Origin of the sequence: Alcaligenes sp. SORT26 (genome assembly GCF_017377875.1) — a bacterium.
GTDB classification, from domain to species: domain Bacteria; phylum Pseudomonadota; class Gammaproteobacteria; order Burkholderiales; family Burkholderiaceae_B; genus Alcaligenes; species Alcaligenes parafaecalis.
In genome coordinates this window covers 439,470-462,819 of record NZ_CP070975.1, presented here as the reverse complement: position 1 = coordinate 462,819, position 23,350 = coordinate 439,470, and the positions used below count along the sequence as shown (strand labels likewise).

Genomic DNA, 23,350 nt, shown 5'->3' with positions numbered 1-23,350 from the left:
GGACTCTCTCATGTACGGTGTCACAGTGCGTACAGACGATTAAGGGGCGCGATGCCCTCACGGCTTAGTCGACTAATTCCGGCTCGGGACGCGACGAGGTTTTGCTACCGGGCTCATCAGGTCCAGAAGATGGATATTCCAGTACAACCTCACCGTTCTCGTCCAGATCCACTTCGACCTGACCGCCATCGACCAGACGGCCAAACAACAGCTCGTCTGCCAAGGCACGGCGGATCGTGTCCTGAATAAGCCTGTGCATAGGACGGGCACCCATGGCAGGATCAAAGCCCTTGGCCGCCAGATGCTCGCGCAAGGCATCCGAGAAGGACACTTCAACGCGCTTCTCGTGCAACTGGTTTTCAAGTTGCATCAGGAACTTGTCGACCACGCGCAGGATGATGTCACGCGACAGGGACTTGAAGCCAATGATCGCATCCAGACGATTGCGGAACTCCGGCGAGAAGTGACGCTTGATATCCTGCATTTCATCACCCGAGCGCTGAGGCTGGGTAAAGCCAATGCTGGTTTTGTTCAACGCTTCAGCACCGGCATTAGTGGTCATGATCAGGATGACGTTGCGGAAATCTGCCTTGCGGCCGTTGTTATCCGTCAACGTGCCGTGATCCATCACCTGCAGCAGGATGTTGTAGACGTCGGGGTGCGCTTTCTCGATTTCGTCCAGCAGCAGCACGCAGTGCGGCTGTTTGGTGACGGCTTCAGTCAGCAAACCACCCTGGTCAAAACCGACATAGCCCGGAGGGGCACCGATCAGGCGCGACACAGTGTGACGCTCCATGTACTCGGACATGTCAAAACGCAGCAGCTCTACGCCCAGCACAAAGGCCAGTTGGCGAGCCACTTCGGTTTTACCCACACCGGTCGGGCCGGAGAACAGGAAAGAACCAATGGGCTTGTCGGGCAGACCCAGACCGGAACGCGCCATCTTGATGGCAGCGGCCAAGGCGTCAATCGCGACATCCTGACCAAACACCACCGATTTCAGGTCGCGAGCCAGGGTTGCCAGCTTATTGCGATCGTCGCTGGAAACCGTCTGAGGCGGAATGCGTGCAATGCGCGATACCGTTGCCTGAATGTCCGTTTTGCCAATGACCTTCTTCTGCTTGGAACGTGGCAGCAAACGCTGCGCTGCACCGGCCTCGTCGATAACGTCGATCGCCTTATCGGGCAGGAAACGGTCGTTGATGTAACGTGCGGACAGCTCGGCAGCCGCCGTCAAGGCAGCCGCGGAGTAACGTACGCCGTGGTGCTCCTCGAAATTGGCTTTCAGGCCACGCAGAATCTGGATGGTCTGCTCCACCGTTGGCTCGGCCACATCAATCTTCTGAAAGCGGCGCGACAAGGCGTGGTCTTTCTCGAAAATTCCGCGGTATTCCGAATAGGTGGTGGCACCCAGGCACTTGAGCTGACCGGAGGACAGCGCAGGCTTGAGCAAATTGGACGCATCCAAGGTCCCGCCCGAAGCCGAACCGGCACCGATCAAGGTATGGATTTCGTCGATAAACAAAATAGATTGTGCAGTTTCCTTGAGCTGCTTGAGCACTGCTTTCAAGCGTTGCTCAAAGTCGCCTCGATACTTGGTACCGGCCAGCAAGGCACCCATATCCAGCGCGTAGACTCGGGCTTCGCTCAGGATATCCGGCACATCACCACGCTGAATGCGCAGGGCCAGGCCTTCGGCAATCGCGGTTTTACCCACGCCAGCCTCACCCACCAGCAAGGGATTATTCTTGCGGCGACGGCACAGGACCTGAATCACACGCTCCACTTCCTTCTCACGGCCAATCAAGGGGTCAATACGACCCAGGCTAGCTTCCGTGTTCAGGTCTGTGGCGTACAGATCCAGCGGGGATTTCTGGGCGTCCGAACGGGTATCCGCTTCGGCGGCAGCCGAGGCTTTGGGAGGTTCAGGCGCAGCAGGCTCGGGATTGGCTTTGGTGATGCCGTGCGAGAGGAAATTGACTACGTCCAGGCGCGAGACACCTTGTTGCTGCAAGTAATAAACAGCGTGCGAGTCTTTTTCCCCATACATCGCCACCAGAACATTGGCTCCGGAGACCACATTTTTGCCGGAGTTACTGGACGATACGTGCATGATGGCACGTTGGATAACACGCTGAAAACCCAGCGTGGGCTGGGTATCGACCTCGCCTTCGCCAGGGAAGGTGGGCGTGTTTTCGTTGATGAATTTACGCAAATTCTGGCGCAGTGCATCAATATCGGCAGCACATGCTTTCAACACCTCCAGGGTGGAGGCATTATCGAGCAGGGACAACAGCAGATGCTCTACCGTGATGAATTCATGGCGCGCGGCACGAGCCTCGACAAAGGCCATGTGTAGACTGACTTCAAGTTCTTCGGAGATCATGCTTCCTCCTACACGGCAAGAGTAAAACTAGGGGTTAGGACTATTCTATGACTAATTTGCCTGATCTGAACAATACGGTAAACCATTAAATGGTCAAGCATCAGGCACCGGCTCCATCACACACTGCAAAGGGTGCTGTCGCGACTGCGCCAGTTGTCGCACAATTTCCACCTTGGTGGCCGCGATATCGCGGGGATACACCCCACAGACGGCCCTGCCCTCGTAATGTACTTTAAGCATAAGCTGTTCGGCCTGCTCGGGGGTCTTGGAAAAAACCCGCTCCAGTATATTCACCACGAACTCCATGGGCGTGTAGTCATCGTTCAGCAAGATGACCTGATACATGGGAGGTGGGGCAAGCCGCGCGGATTGGCGCTCTACCGTTGTGGCGCCTTGCTTATCGATCTCAATGGCCATAATACAGAACTAGGTGCTTTCCATAGGTTGACTGGGGGGAACAAAATTCAGCATCATCCGACTGATCGTGTCAACTTCACAAAAAAAAGTGAGGTGCCGCGATCACAGGCCCAGGGAGGGGCCGAAAAAAGTATCAACCATACACTAAGTTGAGAGGCAGCAAGCATGTCGGAAACTACCACCACCGCAGGCACTGGAGACAATCAAAAACTATCCGGGACCGTTAAGTGGTTCAATGACGCCAAGGGCTTTGGATTCATTACGCCCGATAACGGTGGCGAAGATCTCTTCGCTCATTTTTCATCCATCCAGATGAACGGGTTCAAGACCTTGAAAGAAGGCCAGAAAGTTCTATATGAAGTCGCCCAAGGCCCCAAAGGCAAGCAGGCACTCAATATTACTGCGCCTTAGTATCTCTTGCGCTCTCGATTCTAACAAAAGCAGGTTCGCAACACATGCAGTATCGCACTACGACTACGGGGCCTGCGCGCCCTGTTTTTTTTGCCTGTCTCCTGGCGGCTCTTTTTATCAGCGCTCCAGTCCAGGCGGATGAGACTCTGCCCACCCTGACACTGACCCTGGGTTCCAAAAAAATCCAGGCTGAAGTGGCAGATCGCGACGAGACTCGTGCTCAAGGCTTGATGCATCGAGAAAGCCTGGCTCCCGATCACGGCATGTTATTTGTATTCGAGCACACCGGAACGCCTTGCTTCTGGATGAAGAATACGCCTTTGCCACTGGATATTGCCTTCCTTACCGAGGACGGTACGATCAGCAATATTGAAGCCATGCAGCCCTTTGATCTTCAATCACACTGCCCGGTGCGACCTGTACGCTACGCCTTGGAGATGGAGCAAGGCTGGTTCAAGCAAGCAGGCAAACAGGCCGGTGAACGTATTACCGGCCTGCCTGCCCCGCGACCTTAGTTAGACGCGTTCCAGAATCAAGGCGACGCCCTGACCGACACCAATACACATGGTGCACAGGGCGTAGCGTCCGCCTGTACGGTGTAACTGGTTAATGGCGGCAATCGCCAGACGCGCACCGCTGGCACCCAATGGGTGACCCAGAGCAATCGCGCCCCCGTTCGGGTTCACGCGCGGATCGTTATCAGCCAGACCCAATATGCGAGTCACCGCCAGACCTTGCGCGGCGAAGGCTTCGTTCAACTCGATCACATCCATTTGATCCAGAGTCAGACCGGCCAAGGCCAGGACTTTCTGGCTGGCAGGTGCCGGGCCAATCCCCATGATGCGTGGTTCTACGCCTGCAAAGGCCATCGCCACGACACGAGCCCGTGGAGTCAGCCCTTGAGCTTCCACTGTTGCCTTGTTGGCGACCAGCAGCGCGCAAGCACCGTCGTTCACACCAGAGGCATTACCAGCCGTCACGGTGCCATCAGCACGCACGACAGGCTTCAGACGAGTCAGCGACTCCAGGGTGGTTGCACGAGGATGCTCGTCCTTGTCCACCACAATGGGATCGCCCTTGCGCTGGGGAATGATCACAGGAGTAATTTCTTCCGCCAGAATGCCCGCTTCCTGAGCCGCAGCCGCACGCAACTGGCTGTTCAAGGCAAACACGTCCTGGTCTTCACGGGACACATTGAACTGCTGAGCGACGTTTTCAGCCGTTTCAGGCATGGAGTCCACGCCGTACTGCTCTTTCATCGCCTTATTGATGAAGCGCCAGCCAATCGTGGTGTCGTACACACCGGCGCTGCGGGAGAAAGCGGTTTCCGCCTTGCCCATTACAAAGGGAGCGCGGCTCATGCTTTCCACGCCACCGGCCAGGATGAACGAAGCGTCACCCGCACGAATGGCACGAGCAGCCGAACCAATTGCGTCCAGACCCGAACCGCACAAACGGTTCAAGGTGACACCGGGTACATCCACGGGCAGACCAGCCAGCAGCGCCGACATACGCGCCACGTTGCGGTTGTCCTCACCGGCCTGGTTGGCGCAACCGTACATTACGTCATCCAGCTTGGACCAATCGACTTGCGGATTGCGCTTGATCAGCGCGGCGATAGGTACTGCACCCAGGTCATCCGCCCTCACAGCGGACAGCGAACCGCCATAACGTCCGAAAGGCGTACGAATTGCGTCACAAATAAAGGCGTCCTGACTCATGAAAATCACCCCGATAACTTGAATAAAATCGCGCAAGAGCGCTATGAAACACGCTCAAAATAGACTGATTTGATAGTAGCGCTTGAGTACAGAGCGGGATTTACCCGCAGCAAGCGCTGTCCGCCACGCGGTCGATTTGCTTTTCTGTTTACGACAGGAAAGAACACGCTGCCGCCCACCCACCCAACCCAAAACCAGGCTGGCAATACCAAAGCACATCAAGCACCAGAGACTGAGAACCCAGACACTAAACAGAACTTTCGTGCTGGATTCAATCCTTATTTTTACTTGCTTGCGACTTTTAGATACGCTCCGCTACACTCTACGGCAGATAAACAGGTCATCGCGCCCTTTTGCAGAACACACCGCCAACAATAAGCTGCATCCGGCACACGTCATATCAAGACCTTATGCTCCTGGCATCAAACTCGGCTCAGCGTATCACCTCCCTCTCTAGGTGTGCATGCCCATGACTACTACCACCGTACCCTGCATCAAGCTGCGGAGCATGCTGCAAATGGCTCCCTATCTGGCCATGCGCGGCGTATCCGTGCTGGAATTTCTCCAGCGCATGGGCATTTCCAGCCATATTTTCCAAAGCCCTGATATTTGGCTCCCGCGCGCCGCCTGCTTTCGCATTGCCAATGAAATGGCTGCTATCGCCCAAGACCCATTCAGTGGCGCCTATGTAGGCCACCTGACTGAAATTCGCTCGCTAGGGGCATGGGGGGAGATGGTGATGCGCTCCGGCAGTATCGCCCAGGCCTGTACCCTGGCGGCAACCCATGCCGCTATGCTGCACCAGGGCGGGGAAGTCAAAGTGGTGACAGAAGGCCGCCGCATCAAGATGATCCATCAGTTCACCGGCCAGTACGAGGCCGATCCGGAGCAGTTTATTCTGGGTAGCCTGACGGTGCTGCGCAAAGTCCCGCTCATGGCGGGCGCCCCCTCCTCGATTCGCGTCCATATCAAAGCGAACAGAAAGAAAGGCGATGACGCACTGGAAGAGTGCCTGGGCCCCGATATCATTACGGGGGCTCAATACAATATGATCGAATTTGATCGCGACTTGATGGAGCAGCCCCTCACCCACAAGCGCGACGAGGCCTGGAAAACCACGGAGGCCTTGCACTCCACCACCCGAACCGCCGATGAGCTCTTGCTGCATATCGCCGATCAGGAGCTCGCCAAGCTCGGGCCAATTTCAAAATCAGTAGGACTATCCGCCAGAACCTTGCAACGCAGGCTGAAATATTGCGGTTTGGATTTTGATGAGCTTCGTGACGAAACCCGGCGCAACCAGGCCCTGCTTCTGATCACTAGCGGCCAATACACCGCCACAGAAATTGCCTATATGGTTGGCTATAGCGATCAGGCCCACTTCACCCGCGCCTTCAAGCGCTGGACAGGAAGCACGCCCTCCCGCTACCTCGGGTCAGAAACAGCTCACGGACATTAGGTGTGAGGGTGGACTTCGCTACACCCAGCGCTGCGCCAAACCGGAAACCGGACTAGTTCGGGAACAGGAACGTCACCCCAGCCCGTACGCCCCAACCATTAGGCCCGTTATCCGGCGCGGTCGCCCAATAGCGTGCCCCCAATGAAAAGCTGACAGGCTGCACCCCGATCTTCACCAGCTTCGAGACGGTAAAGTTCACCGGCACCGCCCACTCCTTGTCTTTCCAGTCGTAGGAACTCTCCGTATCAACACCAAATGTCCAGGCAGTAGGCGTCGTGTGGGAGACGAAGGGTTGCACAAAGGTAGAGCTGACATCCTTGCGGTCCCGATTGCCTGCAAACGACCAAATATGATTGGTCAGCAAGCCATAGGTCCAGCCCCCTTCCTGTTTAAGCAGAACGGCACTGGGCCCTGCCCCCCATTTTTTTCCGCCCAACATGGAGTCTGTGGCTGAAGGCAGCAACAAGGCTGGCCCGGCCCCCCAGATCAAGCCGCTGGAACCCGGCTCTTTGGGAGACAGGAAAAAGCTTTGCGTAATATCCCCTAAACCGGACTGGCTACCCGACGCACCCGCCATATTGTGCTGATCGATCACCGGCAAAATGGTTCGTGAGATCAGATTCCAATCCTGGCTGACCGAAACAGGAATAACCGGCTGGATATTCAATACGGAGCGATAACCTTTTTCAGAGCCATACCCCGAGTCGTAGTTATATTGAAAAGGCACGCTAATCATCGCCGCCACCGGGTTAGCCAATTGCTTGGCCAGCCCCGCCTCTTCCGCCTGACTGACACCCGCCAAACCCAGTGCGCTCATTACGAGCACCATGTGTCTATATTTCATGCCACCTCCCTGTTGTCGTTATGGCTTTACAAGAACGTCCCTGCTCTTCGTCAGGTCGTCTTTAGAATCGATACGTCAGCCCAAGGATCGGTCCTTTCTGGATGACATCAAATACAAACCCGTTCTTGCTGTAATCCACACCTTGCATGCGATAGCCCGCAGTCAAAGACAGATTTTTCTGAACTTCATATCCGAATCCGGCCGCCACATCCCAGTCCAGATCCGCTTGCCCGGCACCTATGGTTCCCCATGCCAACATATAGGCCTTATCCGTCAGGAAGTAATTGCCACGCAGGCCTGCCACGGCATCGACCCAAGTGGCACTGTCGCTGCGTTTTAGCCCATCCAAGGCACCGCCTTGAAAACGCATCGTGGTTTTGACATTCCAGACACGCGTTCCCAAGATCACGTCCAGATGGTCACGTCCGGACTGGTACACCGTGTAGCCACCCGCCAACAAGGCTGAAAAAGCCTCGGAAGTCACGCCCACCTTGTCGGCCAGCAGCCCTTGCGGTGTTGCGTTCTTTAATGAGGTCTTGGTATAGGACAGATCACCCAAAATGCTGTACGGCCCACGTCGGGCTTCCACAATGCCCATAAAGGCAAAATCCAGTTCATTAAAAATCTGTCCGAAATCGGACTTCATGTCCGCCGGAGGCAAATTGAACTGCCCCGAGGTGCCCTGGATGCCTGCCATCCAAAAGTAAGGACTGACACTAAACTGCCAGGGCGACTCATCAGCCTGTGAGGCCATCGCCACCTGCCCTGTGGCGGGGTCCGAGGTTTGCGCCAGCACCATGCCTGAGCTCAAGCCCAGCACGACGGCCAGGACCGTTTGACTGTATAAAACTTTCATTTTTCCCCCCTCTGTGAGTCACTCCCCACTTGCTACGCGCGCACGCTTACCCAGACAGCGCTTGTTTGGCTGCCTGGATAACCAAAAGCGGAGGTGAATCGATACCCTTAGGACAGCGCGGCTAACTCTGCCACGCAATCAAGGGGCTCATTTCCTTGGGCTGCTTTCGCTTTTTCCAGCTCTTGTCGAGCGGCTTGAATATCCGCCTGAAAAGCCGCATCACTTTGAAGACGTGCAACGGTCGCCGCCCCCATGACCCGTCCTGCATCGACATCACTTTGCCAATGGGCGTTGCAAATCACCCGACTTTGACCAAAGGACAGCCCACGAGCCAGAAGCTCATTGCTGCGTTCAGGGCTAATTTGCGCCAGCACCAAAGCCCAGGCCCAGCCCGCCGCGGTATGACCGGAGGGGTAAGAGCCGTCATTGCGCAACAAGTCTTCGTCCCCCGGTGTGCAGGTGCCTTCCTGATGCAAAGCGAAAGGCCGGACTCGTTGATACTTGTTCTTCACCCCATAAGTGGACAAACCTGCATCCGTCAGCAAGCGCTGCATCATTTGATAGATAACAGGCGTTGTGGACTCGTCGATCCGAACTCCCAAGGCACACGAGTAGTTTTGAGCGGGTCGGGGAAAAACCAAATCCGCATCCTGATACGCGAGATCCCAGCGGGCAGACTTTTTCAGCGCCAAGGCCGCCTGGCGCGCTTCCTCGTCACGCGCAAAGGCCGCACTGTCTTTAGCCGGTGGCGCGCCCAGAAGCATCAAGCTATCGGGCAGATCTGCCGGTTTCAAATAACCGGGCGCCAACTTGAAATGGGGATCGGTCACTTTCGCCGCAGGCTGAGCCTGGGCATGCACAGCCCCGGAGGCCAGCAAGCACAGTCCGCCCGCTACGCCCAACCAAGTCCGATGACACGTCATTGCGTTAAACATGCATGGCTCTCCGTTTAGGGGGTCAGGGGTTCAAGTTTGGGGAAGCTCCAGCGACCACTCAGGAACTCTTCGCCCGGTTGATACAGTCGAATGGTGAAATTCCAACCTGGAACAATGGGCAAACAATTAGCAACCTTGCCATCGCACGCACCAAACTGAATCACTACCTTGCCATCCGCCTGTTTCTTGGCAGTCAGGCTATTCAAGGAATAGGCATCGTAGGCATTTTTCTCAAAGTAGCCTTCTGCGTTGTAGACCGAGACTGACCAGAACGCTTTGACAGGAACTTCACCCACCGTCAGACGGTAGAAGGTTTTGCCGTCATTCACCGGTACATCCCCACCCAGATAGGTAGCGTCTTTGGCAGGATTCCCTCCCCAGCCCGTGGCTGTTCCGATCAAATGCTGGATAGGATCCACATCGCCCTTGGGGCCGAAGGCTCGCTCGTAATGAGGGTTGCTATCACCCAGGACCAGCAAGGCATCACGGATTTTTTTCTGGCTGACTGCATCCCATTCAGGCACTACAAATTCGCCTACCTTGGCCTGCTTCACCTTGATGGCATCCTGCAAAACATGGACCTGATCCAGATCCTTGCGACTGTTCGGGTCAGCCAAGGTACGAATCAAGACAAAGACATAACGCGTGCCGATAGTTTCCTTGTCCAGGACGTAATCGCCTGCCGCGTAATTAAAGGAAGGAATAAAGTGGTCTTCGCTGACAACCTGCATCGACATATAGCGACCGCCCGCCTCGGGTAAGGTCACCGTGACCGGGCCTGCATCCAGATCAAACACAGCGGAGGAATACAAGGTATCGCGATTCATGCGAATCACGCTTTGAGCATCAACCGACACCGGCTCACGACTGTGGACAAAGCGCCCCAAGGCTCCATCTGCCACCATCTTTCCCATATACAGGTCAGATTCCGCACGGATGAAGTTGTCGACATTGACCGGTACGGCAGCATCAGAAGCCGATTGAGCCTGAACGGCACTCACAGTCGACAAGGCCAGGACCAAGCCACAAGCAGCGAAAGAATAGGACATAAAAACCCTTGAGCAGATGAGGAATTATTCTTTTTTCCTGCTCCCGAGCCTGATCATGAAGACAATCGGAAAGGGGTTGCACCGGGAGCCGGGAAATCACAACACAGACTGTATAAGAATGTTTCCACGCGGGCTTGCCATTTGGTGCCACAGAGAATCTGTCCTGATGGCCTATACTCTACAGCTGACATCTTCTTCATACAGGCGACTCATCATGCAAGGCAATCCAGAGGTCATTGACTATTTGAACCAATTGTTGCGTGGCGAACTTGCAGCGCGCGACCAGTACTTCATCCACTCCCGCTTCTACGAACATCTGGGTTTCACCCAGCTCTACGAGCGCATGAACCACGAAATGGAAGAAGAGACCCAGCACGCTGACGCCCTGATCCGTCGCATCCTGATGCTCGACGGTATTCCCGATATGCGCCCCAATGCATTTGAGCCCGGCAAGGACGTGGTCGGCATGTTGCGCAAGGACCTGGAGCTGGAATATGAGGTTCGCGCTGCGTTGCAAAAGGGCATTGAACTGGCCGAATCCGCCAGCGACTTTGTCACTCGCGACATTATTTTGGCCCAACTGCGCGACACGGAAGAAGACCACACTTATTGGCTGGAAAAGCAACTGGGCCTGATCGAAAAAGTGGGTCTGGAAAACTACCAGCAATCCCAAATGTAAGGTCTTCAGGCAAGACACATTGCAGCGCAAACCGGACAGGCTCCCGCGCTGCAAACACAAAAAAACCGCCAGCAGTCATTGCATGGCGGTTTTTTTATTGCCGGGCAGCCCTCCAATGAGCGCTACCCTTAACTCAGGCGATTAACCCAGGTTCTTGGCGGCAAAGTCCCAGTTCACCAGGTTCCAGAAAATTTCCAGGTACTTGGGACGGGCATTGCGGTAGTCGATGTAGTAGGCGTGTTCCCACACATCACAGGTGATCAGGGCGACGTCATCGGAAGTCAGGGTCGTGCCAGCGTTGCTGGTGTTGACGATATCCAGGGAACCGTCGGCCTTTTTAACCAGCCAGGTCCAGCCCGAACCGAAGTTGCCAACGGCAGACTTGGTGAAAGCTTCTTTGAATGCATCAAAGCTGCCCCATTTGGCGTTGATGGCATCAGCCACTTTGCCAGTAGGAGCGCCGCCGCCGTTAGGGGACAGGCTGTTCCAGTAAAACGTGTGGTTCCAAACCTGAGCAGCGTTGTTGAACACGCCACCGGAGGATTTCTTGACCACATCTTCCAGGGAAGCGTTTTCCAGCTCGGTGCCAGCAACCAGGTTGTTCAGGTTGGTGACGTAAGCTTGGTGGTGCTTGCCGTAGTGAAACTCCAGGGTTTCTTTGGAGATATGGGGCTCAAGAGCGTTGAGGTCGTAGGGAAGCGCTGGAAGAGTGAATGCCATTTCAATTCCTTCTAAAAAAAAACCGTGTTTGGTATCCAACAAGGACGACGCAGCCTAGAGTAGATCGTGCGTGCGCACCACATCCACCGACACATGACCGCGACTCAACTCGACATCGAGTCGTTCACCAATCTTTAAGTCTAACGCATTTTTTACAACTTTCCCCTCGCTATCCCTGACTATGGCATATCCACGATTGATGATAAGGCGGGGGGACAGTGCTTGCAGCGTTTGCTGGGCCGCAGCCAGCCGTTGACGGCGCAAAACCAGCGCGTGATCCAGACCTTTTTCCAGCCGCTGGAAAAGCATATTCAGATTTTGCTGTCTTGACGTTAGCTGAGGAATGCTGCGTTCCAAACGCGCCTTGACAGTTGCCAGGCGCAAACGGGCCGCATCAGGCACACTGCGGGCCGCACGTTCCAGCCGTTGGGTCAGATGATCCAGGCCTTGCTGCTGCTGAGCCAGACGCTGATGCGGGGACACCAGCTTGGCCACCGCCCTGTCCAGACGCAAGGAAGCACGGTCAACATGCCGCTGCACACCATGAGTCAAGGCGCTCAAGCGCGCAAATACCTGCTCCAGCAGTTGCTCCCGCCCCAGACAGGCCAGCTCGGCCGCGGCGGTCGGCGTTGGCGCACGCAGGTCAGCCACAAAATCGGCAATCGTGAAATCCGTCTCGTGCCCAACCCCACTAATAATAGGGATAGGACTGGACGCGATCAGACGCGCCAGACCTTCATCATTAAAAGCCCAGAGATCTTCCAGGCTCCCGCCCCCGCGCACCAGCAACAAGGTATCGACTTCCGCCCGCTCAATGGCGGTTTCCAAGGCTTGCCGCAATCGGGGCGGTGCTTCGGCACCCTGAACAGGCGCAGGATAAATAATGATGCGCACATGGGGAGCCCTTCGCTCCATCGCTGTCAGCACGTCACGCAAGGCAGCGGCCGCCAGGGAGGTAATGATGCCTATGCTGCGCGGCAAGGTGGCGATAGGACGTTTGCGTTCCGGCTCGAACAGGCCTTCGCTTTGCAGTTGGCCTTTCAGGCGCAAAAAGGCTTCATGCAAATCCCCCAGACCGGCGCGGCGCATGCCTTCGACCTGTACCTGGAAGTCTCCACGGGCCTCGTACAAGGTCACCGAGCAGCGAAACTCGAAGCGTTCGCCTGCACGCGGTACAAAGCCCACGGCCTGGGCACGGCCACGGAACATCACGGCGCGAACAGCAGCCTTGTCATCCTTGATGGAGAAATACCAATGCCCCGAGGCAGCCTGGGTAAAGTTGGACACTTCACCGCTCACCCACACCACCGGCATATGCTCGTCCAGCAATTGACTGACGCGGCGGTTCAATTGGGCTACGGTCCATACCGCAGGGGCTCTAGCTTCTTGATAATGCATCATATTCTTTGTTTTTGACTCGTCCCAAGGGAGTTTTCCACCGGCCCGTATCCACAACTGTCATGCTTTTGTCAAATAGACGCCAAGACAATGGCTTCCGCTCCATACCTGATGCAGCACTTTATCGAAACAAGATAAACCATTGAAATTAAAGGCTATTTATAAAAACACAAAGATGGTCGAAAATTAGCCAGAGAACCTCTAAACCACCACCCGAGCCACTATGGGATGTTTTATACACAGAATTATCCACAGATTTTGTGGATAGTTTTAGCACTACACCTATTACTTCAAATACATCATAGGTTTGGCGCTGCTTTTGGGGAAAAGACCGTAAAGTGTACCGCGCCCGCGCCGGAACATTCCCGCAATCCGAACAGGGGCTCTACAATAAGCGCTGATTTATTTCGTGACCGGATAATCGACCCGTGCTTACTTTGATCCATGCCGCTGGCTGGCCCATCTGGTTCCTGCTGGCCTGCTCTATTCTTGCTCTGGGACTGATCCTGGAGCGCCTCCTGGCCCTGCGCAGCAAACGAATTCTACCGGCTGGGCTGGCGCGCCAGATCAACGAGCTAACGGCCCAGAACCGTATCCAGGACGATTCCCTGCCCCGCCTGTACGACAACTCCCCCTTGGGTCGAGTATTAGCCACCGTACTGAAACACCGCCATCAAACGCCAGCATTGCGAGAGGCTGCGGTCGAGGCAGAAGGCAAGGACATCAGCTACCAACTGAACAAATACATTCCGGCACTGGGCACCATTGCCGTGATCGCCCCTTTGCTGGGCCTGTTTGGTACCGTTATTGGCATGATCGACATTTTTGCCGCTTATGATCCCGCTGGTGGCGACCCCAGCCTGATTGCCCGTGGCATTTCCGTCGCCCTGTACAACACGGCCCTGGGAATTCTGATTGCCGTTCCGGCCATGATCTTTCACCGTTACTTCCGCAGCCGTGCCGACTATCTGCTGCATTGTCTGGAAAGTGAAGCGGGTACGCTGGACCGCTTGTTGAGTCAGAGGGCTGCCTGATGCGTTTTCGCCGAGCCCAAGACCAGGACACACTGGAACTGAATCTGGTGCCTTTGATTGATGTCTTGCTGGTCGTGCTGATTTTCCTGGCCGCCAGCAGCACCTTTGTGCGTCATCGCCAACTGGATGTGTCCTTGCCTCAGGCTCAGGCCCAAGCGGCCCAGGCGGCGGAACTGCTCTTGGCCATCAGCCAGGACGGGCGCTACGCCTTGAATGGCATGTGGCTGGATGCCAGTAGCACAGCGCCACTTAGCCAAGCCCTGTCTACTGAAAAAACCGATGAAAACAGCAGCCTGCTGATTCTGGCGGATGCTCAAGCGCCCCATTTTGCCGTGGTGCAAGCCATGGAAGCCGCCCGCCAGGTGGGTATCCACCGCATTCATTTCGCGACCCAAGCCCCATGAGCGTGCGTGTGCGCCTGACGGACTGGCTTCACCGCCAATGGCAAAAAAAAGGCTGCTTCAGCCTTTTGATGCGCCCTCTTTCAGCGCTGGCTGCACGCTTCGTACAGCGTAAACAGCAACGCTACGAGCAAGACCCCAGTGCCTCCTACCGCAGCCCCGTACCGGTGATTGTGGTTGGAAACATTATTGTAGGTGGTGCAGGTAAAACCCCTGTAGTCCTGGCCTTGACCGAGCAATTGCGTGCCTTGGGCTGGACGCCCGGCATCGTCAGCCGAGGTTATGGCGTAGACATCGGTCCTAGTCCCCGTGTAGGCAAAGGACAGTTAGCCGCCGAACAATTTGGGGATGAACCCACCCTGATTGCCGCCCAGACCCAGGCTCCCATTGCCGTCCATCCTCGCCGCGCCCTGGCCGCCCAGGCCTTGCTCAAGGAATTTCCAGCGGTAGACCTGATTATTTCTGACGATGGCCTGCAACATCTGGCCCTGCAGCGCGATATGGAAGTGGTGGTGCAAGATGCCCGTGGTGTGGGCAATGGCTACTTGCTGCCAGCGGGCCCCTTGCGCGAAGGCCCCGAGCGCCTGCGTCAGGTAGATTGGTTGATCAGCCAGATTGTGGCGGATCAAACGCCCCCTTCCACCCCCCAGCCTGCCGAACCCGGTCGCAGCGTCACGATGAGCTTGCGCCCCTATCAACTGGAGCATCTGGCCTCTGGACGTCGTCTGGACTGGTCGGATTGGTACCAGCAATACGGCCAGCAAGATCTGCAAGCCCTGGCCGCCATAGGCCAGCCCGCCCGGTTTTTCACCATGCTGCGCGCCTGCGGTCTGCGCTTGAGCCAGACTTTTCCCCTGCCCGACCATGCCGCCTTGCAAGCCCAAGACTTTCAAGCCCTGCATGACGGACCGGTACTCATTACTCGTAAAGACGCCGTAAAATGCCAGCACCTGAACGACTCACGACTGTGGGTTGTGGATGTCCAGCCCGTGTTTTCACGCCCGGACTGGATTACTGAACTGGACAGCCTGTTGCGCAAACGGCGCTTAACCTCCCCCTCTTTACCCGGAGTCCACTAATGGAAACTCGCCTACTCGAAGTGCTGGTCTGCCCCTTGTGCAAAGGCCCTTTGCGCCACGACCGCGAACAAGAAGAACTGGTCTGCAAGGCCGACAAACTGGCCTTCCCCGTTGTGGATGGCATCCCCACCATGCTGGTGACCGAAGCGCGCAAGCTGGACACCCAGGAACAAGCCAGCAACTGATATGACTTTTTCCGTCATCATCCCTGCGCGGCTGGGCTCCACCCGTCTGCCGAACAAACCGCTGGCCGACATTGCAGGCCAACCCATGATTGTGCGCTGTGCCCAGCAAGCGGCACGCAGTGGCGCGCGTCAGGTCTGGGTGGCGACAGACTCGCCCGCCGTGCTGGAGGCCGTGCAAGCCCATGGTTTTCAGGCCCTGCTGACCGATGCCGAGCACCCGACTGGCACGGATCGCCTGGCCCAGGCCGCCCGCCTGCTGGAGCTGTCCGAAGACGAAATCGTGGTCAATGTGCAAGGGGACGAGCCCCTGATTCAGCCCGAACACATTAATGCCGCCGCTGAGTTGCTGGCGCGCAGTGAACAGGCCGATATCGCCACCCTGGCCGCCCCCATCAAGAACGCCGAAACGCTGTTCAACCCCAATGCCGTCAAGGTGGTGTGCGACCTGAAAGGCCGCGCCCTGTACTTCTCCCGTGCCCCCATGCCCTGGGCCCGCGACGCCCTGGCCAGTGGTGAACGGGTACTGGCGGCTGACCTTCCCGCATTGCACCATATCGGCCTTTATGCCTACCGGAATCGCTTCCTGCAGCAGTACGCCCAGCTACCGCGTGGGCCGCTGGAACACTTCGAGTCTCTAGAGCAATTGCGAGCGATGGAAAACGGCTTCCAGATTATGGTTCACCGTCTTCAGGAGATTCCTGCGGCGGGGGTGGACACCGAGCAAGACCTGGAAAGAGTACGCGCTCACTTCGCAAATCGGTTATAAAAGATCTTTTTTCTGCTCCGTCCGAATAAAAAATGCGCGAAATATGCTGCATTGCATCATACTGAAGCGAGAATCGGACCGACGCATTTCCTGGAGGAATTCATGCGACTAATACTGCTCGGGCCCCCTGGTGCCGGCAAAGGCACTCAAGCTGCTTTCATTACCGAGAAATTTGGTATTCCACAAATTTCCACGGGCGATATGTTGCGTGCCGCTGTCAAAGCCCAAACCCCGCTGGGTGTAGAAGCCAAGAAAATCATGGATGCCGGTGGCCTGGTGTCGGATGACCTCATCATTGGTCTGGTTCGCGATCGTCTGCAAGCGGCTGACTGTGAGCCCGGCTACCTGTTCGACGGTTTCCCTCGCACGATTCCTCAAGCCGACGCCTTGAAGGATGCCCAGGTCAAACTGGACTTCGTGATCGAAATCGACGTACCCGAAGAAAGCATCATCGAACGCATGAGCGGCCGCCGTATCCACGCTGCCAGCGGTCGCAGCTACCACGTCACCTTCAATCCACCCAAGACCCCCGGTGTGGATGACGTCACGGGCGAACCCCTGCTCCAACGCGAAGACGACCGCGAAGAAACCGTACGCCACCGCTTGTCTGTCTATCGCGAGCAGACCCGCCCTCTGGTCGATTACTACTCGCAATGGTCAGCCACCGGCGACCCACAAGCTCCGGCCTATCGCAAGATTTCCGGCGTGGGCAGCGTCGATGAGATCCGCCAGCGCATTGTGGACGCACTGGCAAGCTAAGTAAGTCAAGAATTCAGCCGGCCCCAAAAGGGCCGGTTGTTTATTATTCAAGGGAGACAAGCTCATGCAAATCAATAAGAAAACATTTATTGTCACGGGCGGCGCATCGGGTCTGGGCGCAGGCACGGTACGTATGCTGGTACAAAACGGTGCCCGCGTGGTGATCGCCGACATTCAGGACGAAGCCGGTCAGGCTCTGGCCCAGGAATTGGGCCAACACTATCAGCGCTGCGATGTCACCTCTGAGCAAGATGCCCAGGCGGTCGTGGATCTGGCCTGCCAGGACAGCACCCGCCCCTTGTTTGGACTGATTAACTGTGCTGGTGTGGCCCCTGCCTCGCGTACCGTGGGACGCAATGGCCCCCACACCCTGGACCTGTTCCAGAAAACCGTCATGATCAACCTGGTCGGCACCTTCAATATGTGCCGTCTGGCTGCCGCTGCCATGAGCAGCAACACCCCGGAACCCTCGGGCGAGCGTGGCGTACTGATCAATACTGCTTCGGTTGCGGCCTACGACGGCCAGATCGGCCAGGCGGCCTACGGTGCCTCCAAAGCAGGCGTGGTAGGTTTGACCTTGCCTCTGGCCCGTGATCTGGCGCAAACTGGCATCCGTGTCATGACCATTGCCCCCGGCATCTTTGGCACCCCCATGATGTTTGCCATGCCACAGGAAGTTCAGGACTCGCTGGCTGCCAGCATCCCCTTCCCGTCTCGCCTGGGTCGACCCGAAGATTTCTCCCAACTGGTGCATAGCATCATCAGCAATGAAATGCTCAATGGTGAAACCATCCGTCTGGATGGCGCCATTCGTATGGCACCAAAATAACTTTCTGTATCGGCTCCAATGGGTTTGTTTCGCTCGGCGGCCACGATTAGTGGCCTGACGCTGCTGTCTCGCATTACCGGACTGGCACGCGATATTCTGATTGCCCGCGCCTTTGGGGCGGGCCCGCTCACTGATGCGTTCTGGGTTGCCTTTCGCATTCCCAACCTGCTGCGACGCCTGTTTGCAGAAGGGGCGTTTTCGCAGGCTTTTGTACCCATCCTGGGCCAAGTGCGCAAGGAACACGAGCAAGACAAGGTCCAGCAATTGCTGGACCGGGTTGCCCTGCTGCTGACCTTTGCCGTCATGGTAGTCACGGCCATTGGCATTCTGGCCGCCCCATGGGTGGTCAGCGCCATGGCCAGCGGTCTGACCTCCCCCGAGCGACAAACCGAATTTGGCGCCGCCATCACCATGACCCGGCTGATGTTCCCCTACATCATCTGCATGTCGCTGGTGGCCTTTGCCTCTGCGGTACTCAATACCTGGAGCCGTTTCGCCGTTCCGGCTTTCACCCCCATCCTGCTGAATCTGTCCATGATTGGCGCCAGTATTTTTCTGGCCCAACACATGGAAACCCCGATTTATGCCTTGGCCGTAGGCGTCATGGTAGGGGGATTGGCCCAATTGCTGGTGCAGTGGGTCGCACTGGCTCGTCTGGGGCTATTGCCACGCTTCTCATTACGCCTGGGCGAGGCGCGCCGCGACCCTATCGTGCAGCGCATTCTGAAACAGATGCTGCCCGCAATTCTGGGCGTTTCTGTCGCGCAAATTTCTCTGCTGATCAATACCAATATCGCCACCTGGCTACAATCGGGCAGTGTGACCTGGCTGTCATTTGCTGACCGCCTGATGGAGTTCCCCACCGCTTTGCTGGGCGTAGCCCTGGGCACCGTCCTGCTGCCCAAGCTGTCCGCCGCCCATGCAGGCAAGGACGACAAGAACTACAGCGCCCTATTGGACTGGGGCTTGCGACTGGTCTTGTTGCTGGGCCTGCCCGCCGCGCTAGGCATGGCCCTGCTGTCTGATGGCCTGGTTGCCACCTTGTTCCACTACGGAGCCTTTGCTGCTGCCGACGTCGCCCAGACAAAAATGGCCGTGGGTGCGTATTCCGTCGGTCTGGTTGGCCTGTTGGCCATCAAGATTCTGGCCCCCGGCTTTTACGCCCGGCAGGACATCCGCACCCCGGTGCGTATCGCCATTGCCGTGCTGATCATTACCCAGCTCTTCAATCTGGTCCTGGTGCCCACCTTCGCCCATGCCGGTCTGGCCTTGTCGATTGGACTGGGGGCTACCGTCAATGCCCTGACCTTGCTGGTCATGCTGCGCAAACGCGGGATTTACCAGCCCAATCACGACTGGTTACCTTTCTTTCTGAAGATCATCCCCGCTCTGCTGGCCCTGGGCGCCGTCCTCTTGCTGGCTGACCGCTATATCGACTGGATCAGCCTGGGAGCCACGCCTTTGTTGCGTGTGCTTTACCTGTGCGGCGTGTTGCTTGCCAGCGGCATTTCCTATTTCGGCATGTTGTTTATCGTAGGCATTCGACCCTCTTACTTTACAAAGCGGTCTTAGTGTCCTAGAATAATTGTCTTTGCCGATTAAACTTTAAAACTTAGGCTTTACTAAAAACATGGCTAATACCGCACAAGCACGCAAGCGCGCCCGCCAAGCAGTGGCTCGCAACAAACACAACGCCAGCATCCGTTCCATGCTGCGTACCGCTATCAAGCGCGTTCGCCAGGCCATCGACGCCGGTGACAAATCTGCTGCTAACGAAGTTTTCCGCAAAGCGACCAGCATCATTGATCGCGTTGCCGACAAGAACATCATTCACAAGAACAAGGCTGCCCGCCACAAGAGCCGCCTGTCTGCTGCTATCAAGGCCCTGGCCTGATTGCTGAAGATTTTTAATGGTTTAATCGGCTCTGGCCTAAAAACCAGTTAGAAAGGGGGTGCTTAGCACCCCTTTTTTATTAGCCACAAAACCATTGCCTGGACATGCAGGCCAATCATGCTAAGTTATGGATTTGCTTTTTCATTAGTGAGTCCCCATGACACGTCCCATCGTGCTGCAACTGGCATCTTTGGCCCAGCACCCTGCTTTTGACGAAATCGACCGTCATTTCGAGCGCATTACCCTCCAAGATCCGAACCAGCTCTCTGCCCAACAGATTGCACGCGTTCAAGTACTGCTGACCAGCGCCGTCAACGCCACCCCCGCCGCCCTGATGGACCGCCTGCCCGCTTTAAAAGCGATTTGCAGTGTCGGTGTAGGCTACGACGCCATTGACGTCCACGCCGCCAAACAACGCGGCATACAAGTCAGCACGACCCCCGATGTTCTGAACGACTGCGTGGCTGATATGGCCTGGGCCTTGATGCTGGACGCTGCCCGCCGCGTCACCGAATCTGATCGCTATGTGCGTGCCGGTTTATGGGACCGCCCCAATGGTTTTGGACTAGGCACCCGCGTCAGCGGTAAAAAGCTGGGTATTGTTGGCCTGGGTCGCATTGGCCAGACCATTGCCCGCCGTGCCAGCGGCTTTGATATGGAACTGCGCTACCACAATCGCCGCCCCCGCCACGATGTGCCCTGGCACTACGAGCCATCCTTGATCGAGCTGGCCGATTGGGCTGACATTATGGTGATTGCTGCCGTCGGCGGCGACGAAACACGCGGGCTGATCAATATCGATGTCTTGAACGCATTGAGCCCCAAAGGGATTCTGGTCAATATTGCCCGTGGCAGTGTGGTCGACGAGCGTGCACTGATCGCTGCTTTGCAGGAAGGGCGACTGGGCGCAGCCGGGCTGGATGTCTTTGAAAACGAACCTAATGTGCCCCAGGCGCTGCGGGATCTGAATCAAGTCGTACTGGCACCGCACACCGCCAGCGCCACGCACGAAACGCGCGAAGCCATGCTCTCGCTGACGCTGGACAATGTGTTGCAGTATCAGAAAACCGGCAAGGTGCTGACACCGCTTGCCGTCTAAAAAATAATGTCGCCTACCGTCTATTCGGTGGCGACATACTTTATGCCCGCTTGGGGATCAGGAATCTACCGGATCCATATTCGCTGGATCAATGCCGCTCATTTTCAGATTATTGTCGTCGGCAAAACCACAAACGAATTTCCAGGCCAAGGGTTCCAGCTCGCGCAGGCGCGCATCCACCACCACACATCGCACGCCGTCAATCAAACGCGGCACCACATAGGGCGAATAGGTCAGATGACCACCCATCGCCCCGGCCGGACGAAACTGGGACATTACACCGGCCAAGCGTTCTGCCCAGTCACTGGGACGAAACCGCTGATCCTGCCGGGTCACACCATGGATTACAAGTTGCTTCACTGGCTCTGTCATAACAATTAATCGCTAATCGTGCAGTTCAGGTCTGCTGCACCTTTTCCTTTCTCGCTCCGCATTGTATCCGATCGCAGCCCTGCAAAGCCTGGGATTCAATAAATTAGCCGCTTGACAATTTATTGCTGATCATTACGTTGAGCCCTCTTTTTATTCCAAAACCAAACGGTTTTACCTTCTGTGCCACGGGCTGGCTTTGCTCTAAATAGCCGGACAGGTTAAGATGGCTTTCTTTATCCGCAGGATTTTTTTATGGATGCCATCGTGCAAGCAGGACCGCTTCGGCACTTTCTGCAATTTCGCGACTTTTCTCACGACGAAATTTTATATGTGCTGGAACGCGCACGCCTGATCAAAGACAAGTTCAAACGCTATCAGCCGCACCACACATTGCACGACCGCACCCTGGCGATGGTTTTTGAAAAAGCCAGTACGCGTACCCGGGTTTCGTTTGAAGCCGGCATGTATCAGTTGGGCGGCTCGGTCATTCACCTGACCACCACCGACTCCCAACTGGGTCGCTCCGAACCCATTGAAGATACCGCTCGCGTGGTGTCGCGCATGGTCGATATCGTCATGATTCGTACCTTCGAGCAAACCCGTCTGGAGCGCTTTGCCTCCCACTCGCGTGTGCCGGTCATCAATGGCCTGACCAACGAATTCCACCCCTGCCAGATTCTGGCCGACATCTTCACCTTTATCGAACATCGTGGCGATATCAAGGGCAAGACCGTGGCCTGGATTGGGGATGCCAACAATATGGCCTACACCTGGCTGCAAGCGGCAGAAATCCTGGGTTTCACCCTGCACGTGTCGGCTCCTAACGGCTACCACCTGGAGTCGGACCGCACCGGTAACCCGGATTCCAGCATTCTGCGCGAATTCGACGACCCATTGGAAGCCTGCAAGGGCGCCCACCTGGTCACCACCGACGTGTGGACCAGCATGGGTTACGAAGACGAAAACGAAGAGCGCCGCAAGGCCTTTGCGGACTGGTGTGTCGATCAGGAAATGATGGACGTGGCTGATCCCAATGCGATCTTCATGCACTGCCTGCCCGCTCACCGTGGTGAAGAAGTCACTGGCGAAGTCATTGACGGCCCACAAAGCGTGGTTTGGGACGAAGCTGAAAACCGCTTGCACGTACAAAAAGCATTGATGGAATTCCTGATTCTGGGTCGTTTGGAGGCCTGAGCGCTTTTACCCAGGGGCAGACTGCCCATTAATGAAAAAGGGATGCTTGGCATCCCTTTTTTGATCCAGCAGCGGCATAGGCAAGCCTCTGAGCGGTCAGCCAATAAGTGCTTGAAAACTACCTGAATACAGGAAGACTAGACTTCCCACCTACTCTTCGACCTCCAAACCCGCCAATCGATAGCCAACCTGCAGCTCCGTCAGCAAATGCTTGGGCTGCGCCGCATCCTGCTCCAGCTTCTGCCGTAACTGCATCATGTAGACCCGCAAATAATGGGGCCGATCAGAATACGCCGCCCCCCAGGTTTCGTGCAGCAAGTGTTGATGCGTTAGTACCTTGCCATGACCTCGAATCAAGGCAGTCAGCAAGCGAAACTCGATAGGCGTCAGATGCACAGCCTCCCCATCACGCATGACCTCATGAGAGGCCAGATCCACACTCACACGACCAAAGCGCACCCGAGACGAAGCCGTCTGAACATTAGGGACTAATTGAGAGCGCCGCAGCAAGGCCCGAATTCTGGCCAACAATTCCGGCACTCCAAAGGGTTTGACCAGATAGTCATCCGCCCCTGCATTCAATGCCGCCACTTTTTCCTCCTCCCTGTCCCGTGCCGACAAGACCAGAATAGGCGAGTAGACCCAGCTACGCAGATCACGAATCAAATCCTTGCCATCACCATCAGGCAATCCCAGATCCACAATCATCAAATCAGGGCGACGGGTTGCCGCGTCCATGCGTGCCTGCGCCAGCGTACTCGCCTCGATCACGGACATACCTTCCTGCTCCAGGGCAATCCGCACGAATCGACGAATATTGGATTCGTCCTCCACGATCAGTATCTGGGCTTTATTCATGTCCG

Annotated in this window: 26 protein-coding genes; 15 read left to right on the top strand and 11 right to left on the bottom strand. The window is 56.3% G+C overall.

The window, feature by feature from the left end; all coding sequences use genetic code 11:
* Positions 1-64: 64 nt before the first annotated feature.
* Entirely contained in the window at positions 65-2,386 is a 2,322-nt protein-coding gene (clpA, locus tag JYG33_RS02150) for an ATP-dependent Clp protease ATP-binding subunit ClpA (RefSeq protein WP_207873974.1), read from the bottom strand.
* 93 nt (positions 2,387-2,479) lie between these two features.
* On the bottom strand, positions 2,480-2,803 hold the full coding sequence (gene clpS / locus JYG33_RS02145) for an ATP-dependent Clp protease adapter ClpS (protein WP_189393176.1): 324 nt from the start codon (positions 2,801-2,803) through the stop codon (positions 2,480-2,482).
* Between the two features lie 165 nt (positions 2,804-2,968).
* Here clpS and JYG33_RS02140 point away from each other — a divergent pair, with 165 nt between their 5' ends.
* Positions 2,969-3,214, top strand: coding sequence for a cold-shock protein (locus JYG33_RS02140; protein ID WP_207873973.1), 246 nt, complete (start codon positions 2,969-2,971; stop codon positions 3,212-3,214).
* A 44-nt stretch (positions 3,215-3,258) separates the two neighbouring features.
* Positions 3,259-3,729: a DUF192 domain-containing protein gene (locus tag JYG33_RS02135; RefSeq protein ID WP_207873972.1), complete on the top strand. Its 471-nt coding sequence runs from the start codon at positions 3,259-3,261 to the stop codon at positions 3,727-3,729.
* On the opposite strand, the gene pcaF is transcribed toward JYG33_RS02135, so the two are convergent.
* A complete protein-coding gene (pcaF, locus tag JYG33_RS02130) occupies positions 3,730-4,935 on the bottom strand; it encodes a 3-oxoadipyl-CoA thiolase (protein WP_207873971.1) in 1,206 nt (401 codons plus the stop codon).
* Between the two features lie 469 nt (positions 4,936-5,404).
* Between pcaF and JYG33_RS02125 the strand changes: the two genes are divergently transcribed.
* Complete coding sequence (locus JYG33_RS02125; protein WP_243430253.1) at positions 5,405-6,394, top strand: AraC family transcriptional regulator; 990 nt, start codon at positions 5,405-5,407, stop codon at positions 6,392-6,394.
* 52 nt (positions 6,395-6,446) lie between these two features.
* Here the strand turns inward: JYG33_RS02125 and JYG33_RS02120 are convergent, their stop codons facing one another.
* The 4 genes from JYG33_RS02120 to JYG33_RS02105 all read right to left on the bottom strand — a co-directional run bounded on the left by JYG33_RS02120 (position 6,447) and on the right by JYG33_RS02105 (position 10,078).
* Positions 6,447-7,238, bottom strand: coding sequence for a transporter (locus tag JYG33_RS02120; RefSeq protein WP_243430252.1), 792 nt, complete (start codon positions 7,236-7,238; stop codon positions 6,447-6,449).
* 61 nt (positions 7,239-7,299) lie between these two features.
* Positions 7,300-8,094 (bottom strand): hypothetical protein, encoded by a 795-nt coding sequence (locus JYG33_RS02115; RefSeq protein WP_207873969.1) that lies wholly within the window; start codon positions 8,092-8,094, stop codon positions 7,300-7,302.
* 107 nt (positions 8,095-8,201) lie between these two features.
* Entirely contained in the window at positions 8,202-9,029 is an 828-nt protein-coding gene (locus tag JYG33_RS02110; protein ID WP_243430251.1) for a phosphatase PAP2 family protein, read from the bottom strand.
* A gap of 14 nt (positions 9,030-9,043) precedes the next feature.
* Positions 9,044-10,078, bottom strand: a complete 1,035-nt coding sequence (locus tag JYG33_RS02105) for a DUF1254 domain-containing protein (RefSeq protein WP_207873968.1) — start codon at positions 10,076-10,078, stop codon at positions 9,044-9,046.
* Between the two features lie 214 nt (positions 10,079-10,292).
* Between JYG33_RS02105 and bfr the strand changes: the two genes are divergently transcribed.
* Positions 10,293-10,757, top strand: coding sequence for a bacterioferritin (gene bfr, locus JYG33_RS02100; protein ID WP_207873967.1), 465 nt, complete (start codon positions 10,293-10,295; stop codon positions 10,755-10,757).
* Between the two features lie 141 nt (positions 10,758-10,898).
* Here the strand turns inward: bfr and sodB are convergent, their stop codons facing one another.
* Positions 10,899-11,477 carry a Fe-Mn family superoxide dismutase gene (sodB, locus tag JYG33_RS02095; protein ID WP_207873966.1) on the bottom strand — a complete coding sequence of 193 codons (579 nt, stop codon included), beginning with the start codon at positions 11,475-11,477 and terminating at the stop codon, positions 10,899-10,901.
* Positions 11,478-11,531: 54 nt separating this feature from the next.
* Positions 11,532-12,878, bottom strand: coding sequence for an exodeoxyribonuclease VII large subunit (xseA, locus tag JYG33_RS02090; RefSeq protein ID WP_207873965.1), 1,347 nt, complete (start codon positions 12,876-12,878; stop codon positions 11,532-11,534).
* 425 nt (positions 12,879-13,303) lie between these two features.
* On the opposite strand from xseA, the gene JYG33_RS02085 reads away from it, so the two are divergent.
* The 10 genes from JYG33_RS02085 to JYG33_RS02040 all read left to right on the top strand — a co-directional run bounded on the left by JYG33_RS02085 (position 13,304) and on the right by JYG33_RS02040 (position 20,921).
* On the top strand, positions 13,304-13,909 hold the full coding sequence (locus JYG33_RS02085) for a MotA/TolQ/ExbB proton channel family protein (RefSeq protein WP_207873964.1): 606 nt from the start codon (positions 13,304-13,306) through the stop codon (positions 13,907-13,909).
* Positions 13,909-14,313: a biopolymer transporter ExbD gene (locus JYG33_RS02080; RefSeq protein WP_207873963.1), complete on the top strand. Its 405-nt coding sequence runs from the start codon at positions 13,909-13,911 to the stop codon at positions 14,311-14,313. The genes JYG33_RS02085 and JYG33_RS02080 overlap by 1 nt, the downstream gene beginning before the upstream one ends.
* Positions 14,310-15,389, top strand: coding sequence for a tetraacyldisaccharide 4'-kinase (lpxK, locus tag JYG33_RS02075; RefSeq protein WP_207873962.1), 1,080 nt, complete (start codon positions 14,310-14,312; stop codon positions 15,387-15,389). The genes JYG33_RS02080 and lpxK overlap by 4 nt, the downstream gene beginning before the upstream one ends.
* Positions 15,389-15,574 carry a Trm112 family protein gene (locus JYG33_RS02070; RefSeq protein WP_207873961.1) on the top strand — a complete coding sequence of 62 codons (186 nt, stop codon included), beginning with the start codon at positions 15,389-15,391 and terminating at the stop codon, positions 15,572-15,574. Before lpxK ends, JYG33_RS02070 begins: the two co-directional genes overlap by 1 nt.
* 1 nt (position 15,575) lies before the next feature.
* Complete coding sequence (gene kdsB, locus JYG33_RS02065) at positions 15,576-16,340, top strand: 3-deoxy-manno-octulosonate cytidylyltransferase (protein WP_207873960.1); 765 nt, start codon at positions 15,576-15,578, stop codon at positions 16,338-16,340.
* A gap of 102 nt (positions 16,341-16,442) precedes the next feature.
* Positions 16,443-17,099 carry an adenylate kinase gene (gene adk / locus JYG33_RS02060; RefSeq protein ID WP_207873959.1) on the top strand — a complete coding sequence of 219 codons (657 nt, stop codon included), beginning with the start codon at positions 16,443-16,445 and terminating at the stop codon, positions 17,097-17,099.
* Between the two features lie 64 nt (positions 17,100-17,163).
* Entirely contained in the window at positions 17,164-17,928 is a 765-nt protein-coding gene (locus tag JYG33_RS02055) for a 3-hydroxyacyl-CoA dehydrogenase (protein ID WP_207873958.1), read from the top strand.
* Between the two features lie 18 nt (positions 17,929-17,946).
* Entirely contained in the window at positions 17,947-19,500 is a 1,554-nt protein-coding gene (murJ, locus tag JYG33_RS02050) for a murein biosynthesis integral membrane protein MurJ (protein ID WP_207873957.1), read from the top strand.
* A 58-nt stretch (positions 19,501-19,558) separates the two neighbouring features.
* The gene (gene rpsT, locus JYG33_RS02045) at positions 19,559-19,822 is read left to right on the top strand and encodes a 30S ribosomal protein S20 (RefSeq protein ID WP_207873956.1); all 264 of its coding nucleotides are present in this window, start codon (positions 19,559-19,561) and stop codon (positions 19,820-19,822) included.
* A 157-nt stretch (positions 19,823-19,979) separates the two neighbouring features.
* The gene (locus tag JYG33_RS02040) at positions 19,980-20,921 is read left to right on the top strand and encodes a 2-hydroxyacid dehydrogenase (protein WP_207873955.1); all 942 of its coding nucleotides are present in this window, start codon (positions 19,980-19,982) and stop codon (positions 20,919-20,921) included.
* A gap of 57 nt (positions 20,922-20,978) precedes the next feature.
* Here JYG33_RS02040 and JYG33_RS02035 read toward each other — a convergent pair whose 3' ends face one another.
* Positions 20,979-21,293, bottom strand: coding sequence for a DUF3579 domain-containing protein (locus JYG33_RS02035; protein ID WP_207873954.1), 315 nt, complete (start codon positions 21,291-21,293; stop codon positions 20,979-20,981).
* 252 nt (positions 21,294-21,545) lie between these two features.
* Here JYG33_RS02035 and argF point away from each other — a divergent pair, with 252 nt between their 5' ends.
* Entirely contained in the window at positions 21,546-22,487 is a 942-nt protein-coding gene (argF, locus tag JYG33_RS02030; protein ID WP_207873953.1) for an ornithine carbamoyltransferase, read from the top strand.
* 150 nt (positions 22,488-22,637) lie between these two features.
* Here the strand turns inward: argF and JYG33_RS02025 are convergent, their stop codons facing one another.
* Positions 22,638-23,345, bottom strand: a complete 708-nt coding sequence (locus JYG33_RS02025) for a response regulator (RefSeq protein ID WP_207873952.1) — start codon at positions 23,343-23,345, stop codon at positions 22,638-22,640.
* Between the last annotated feature and the right edge of the window lie 5 nt (positions 23,346-23,350).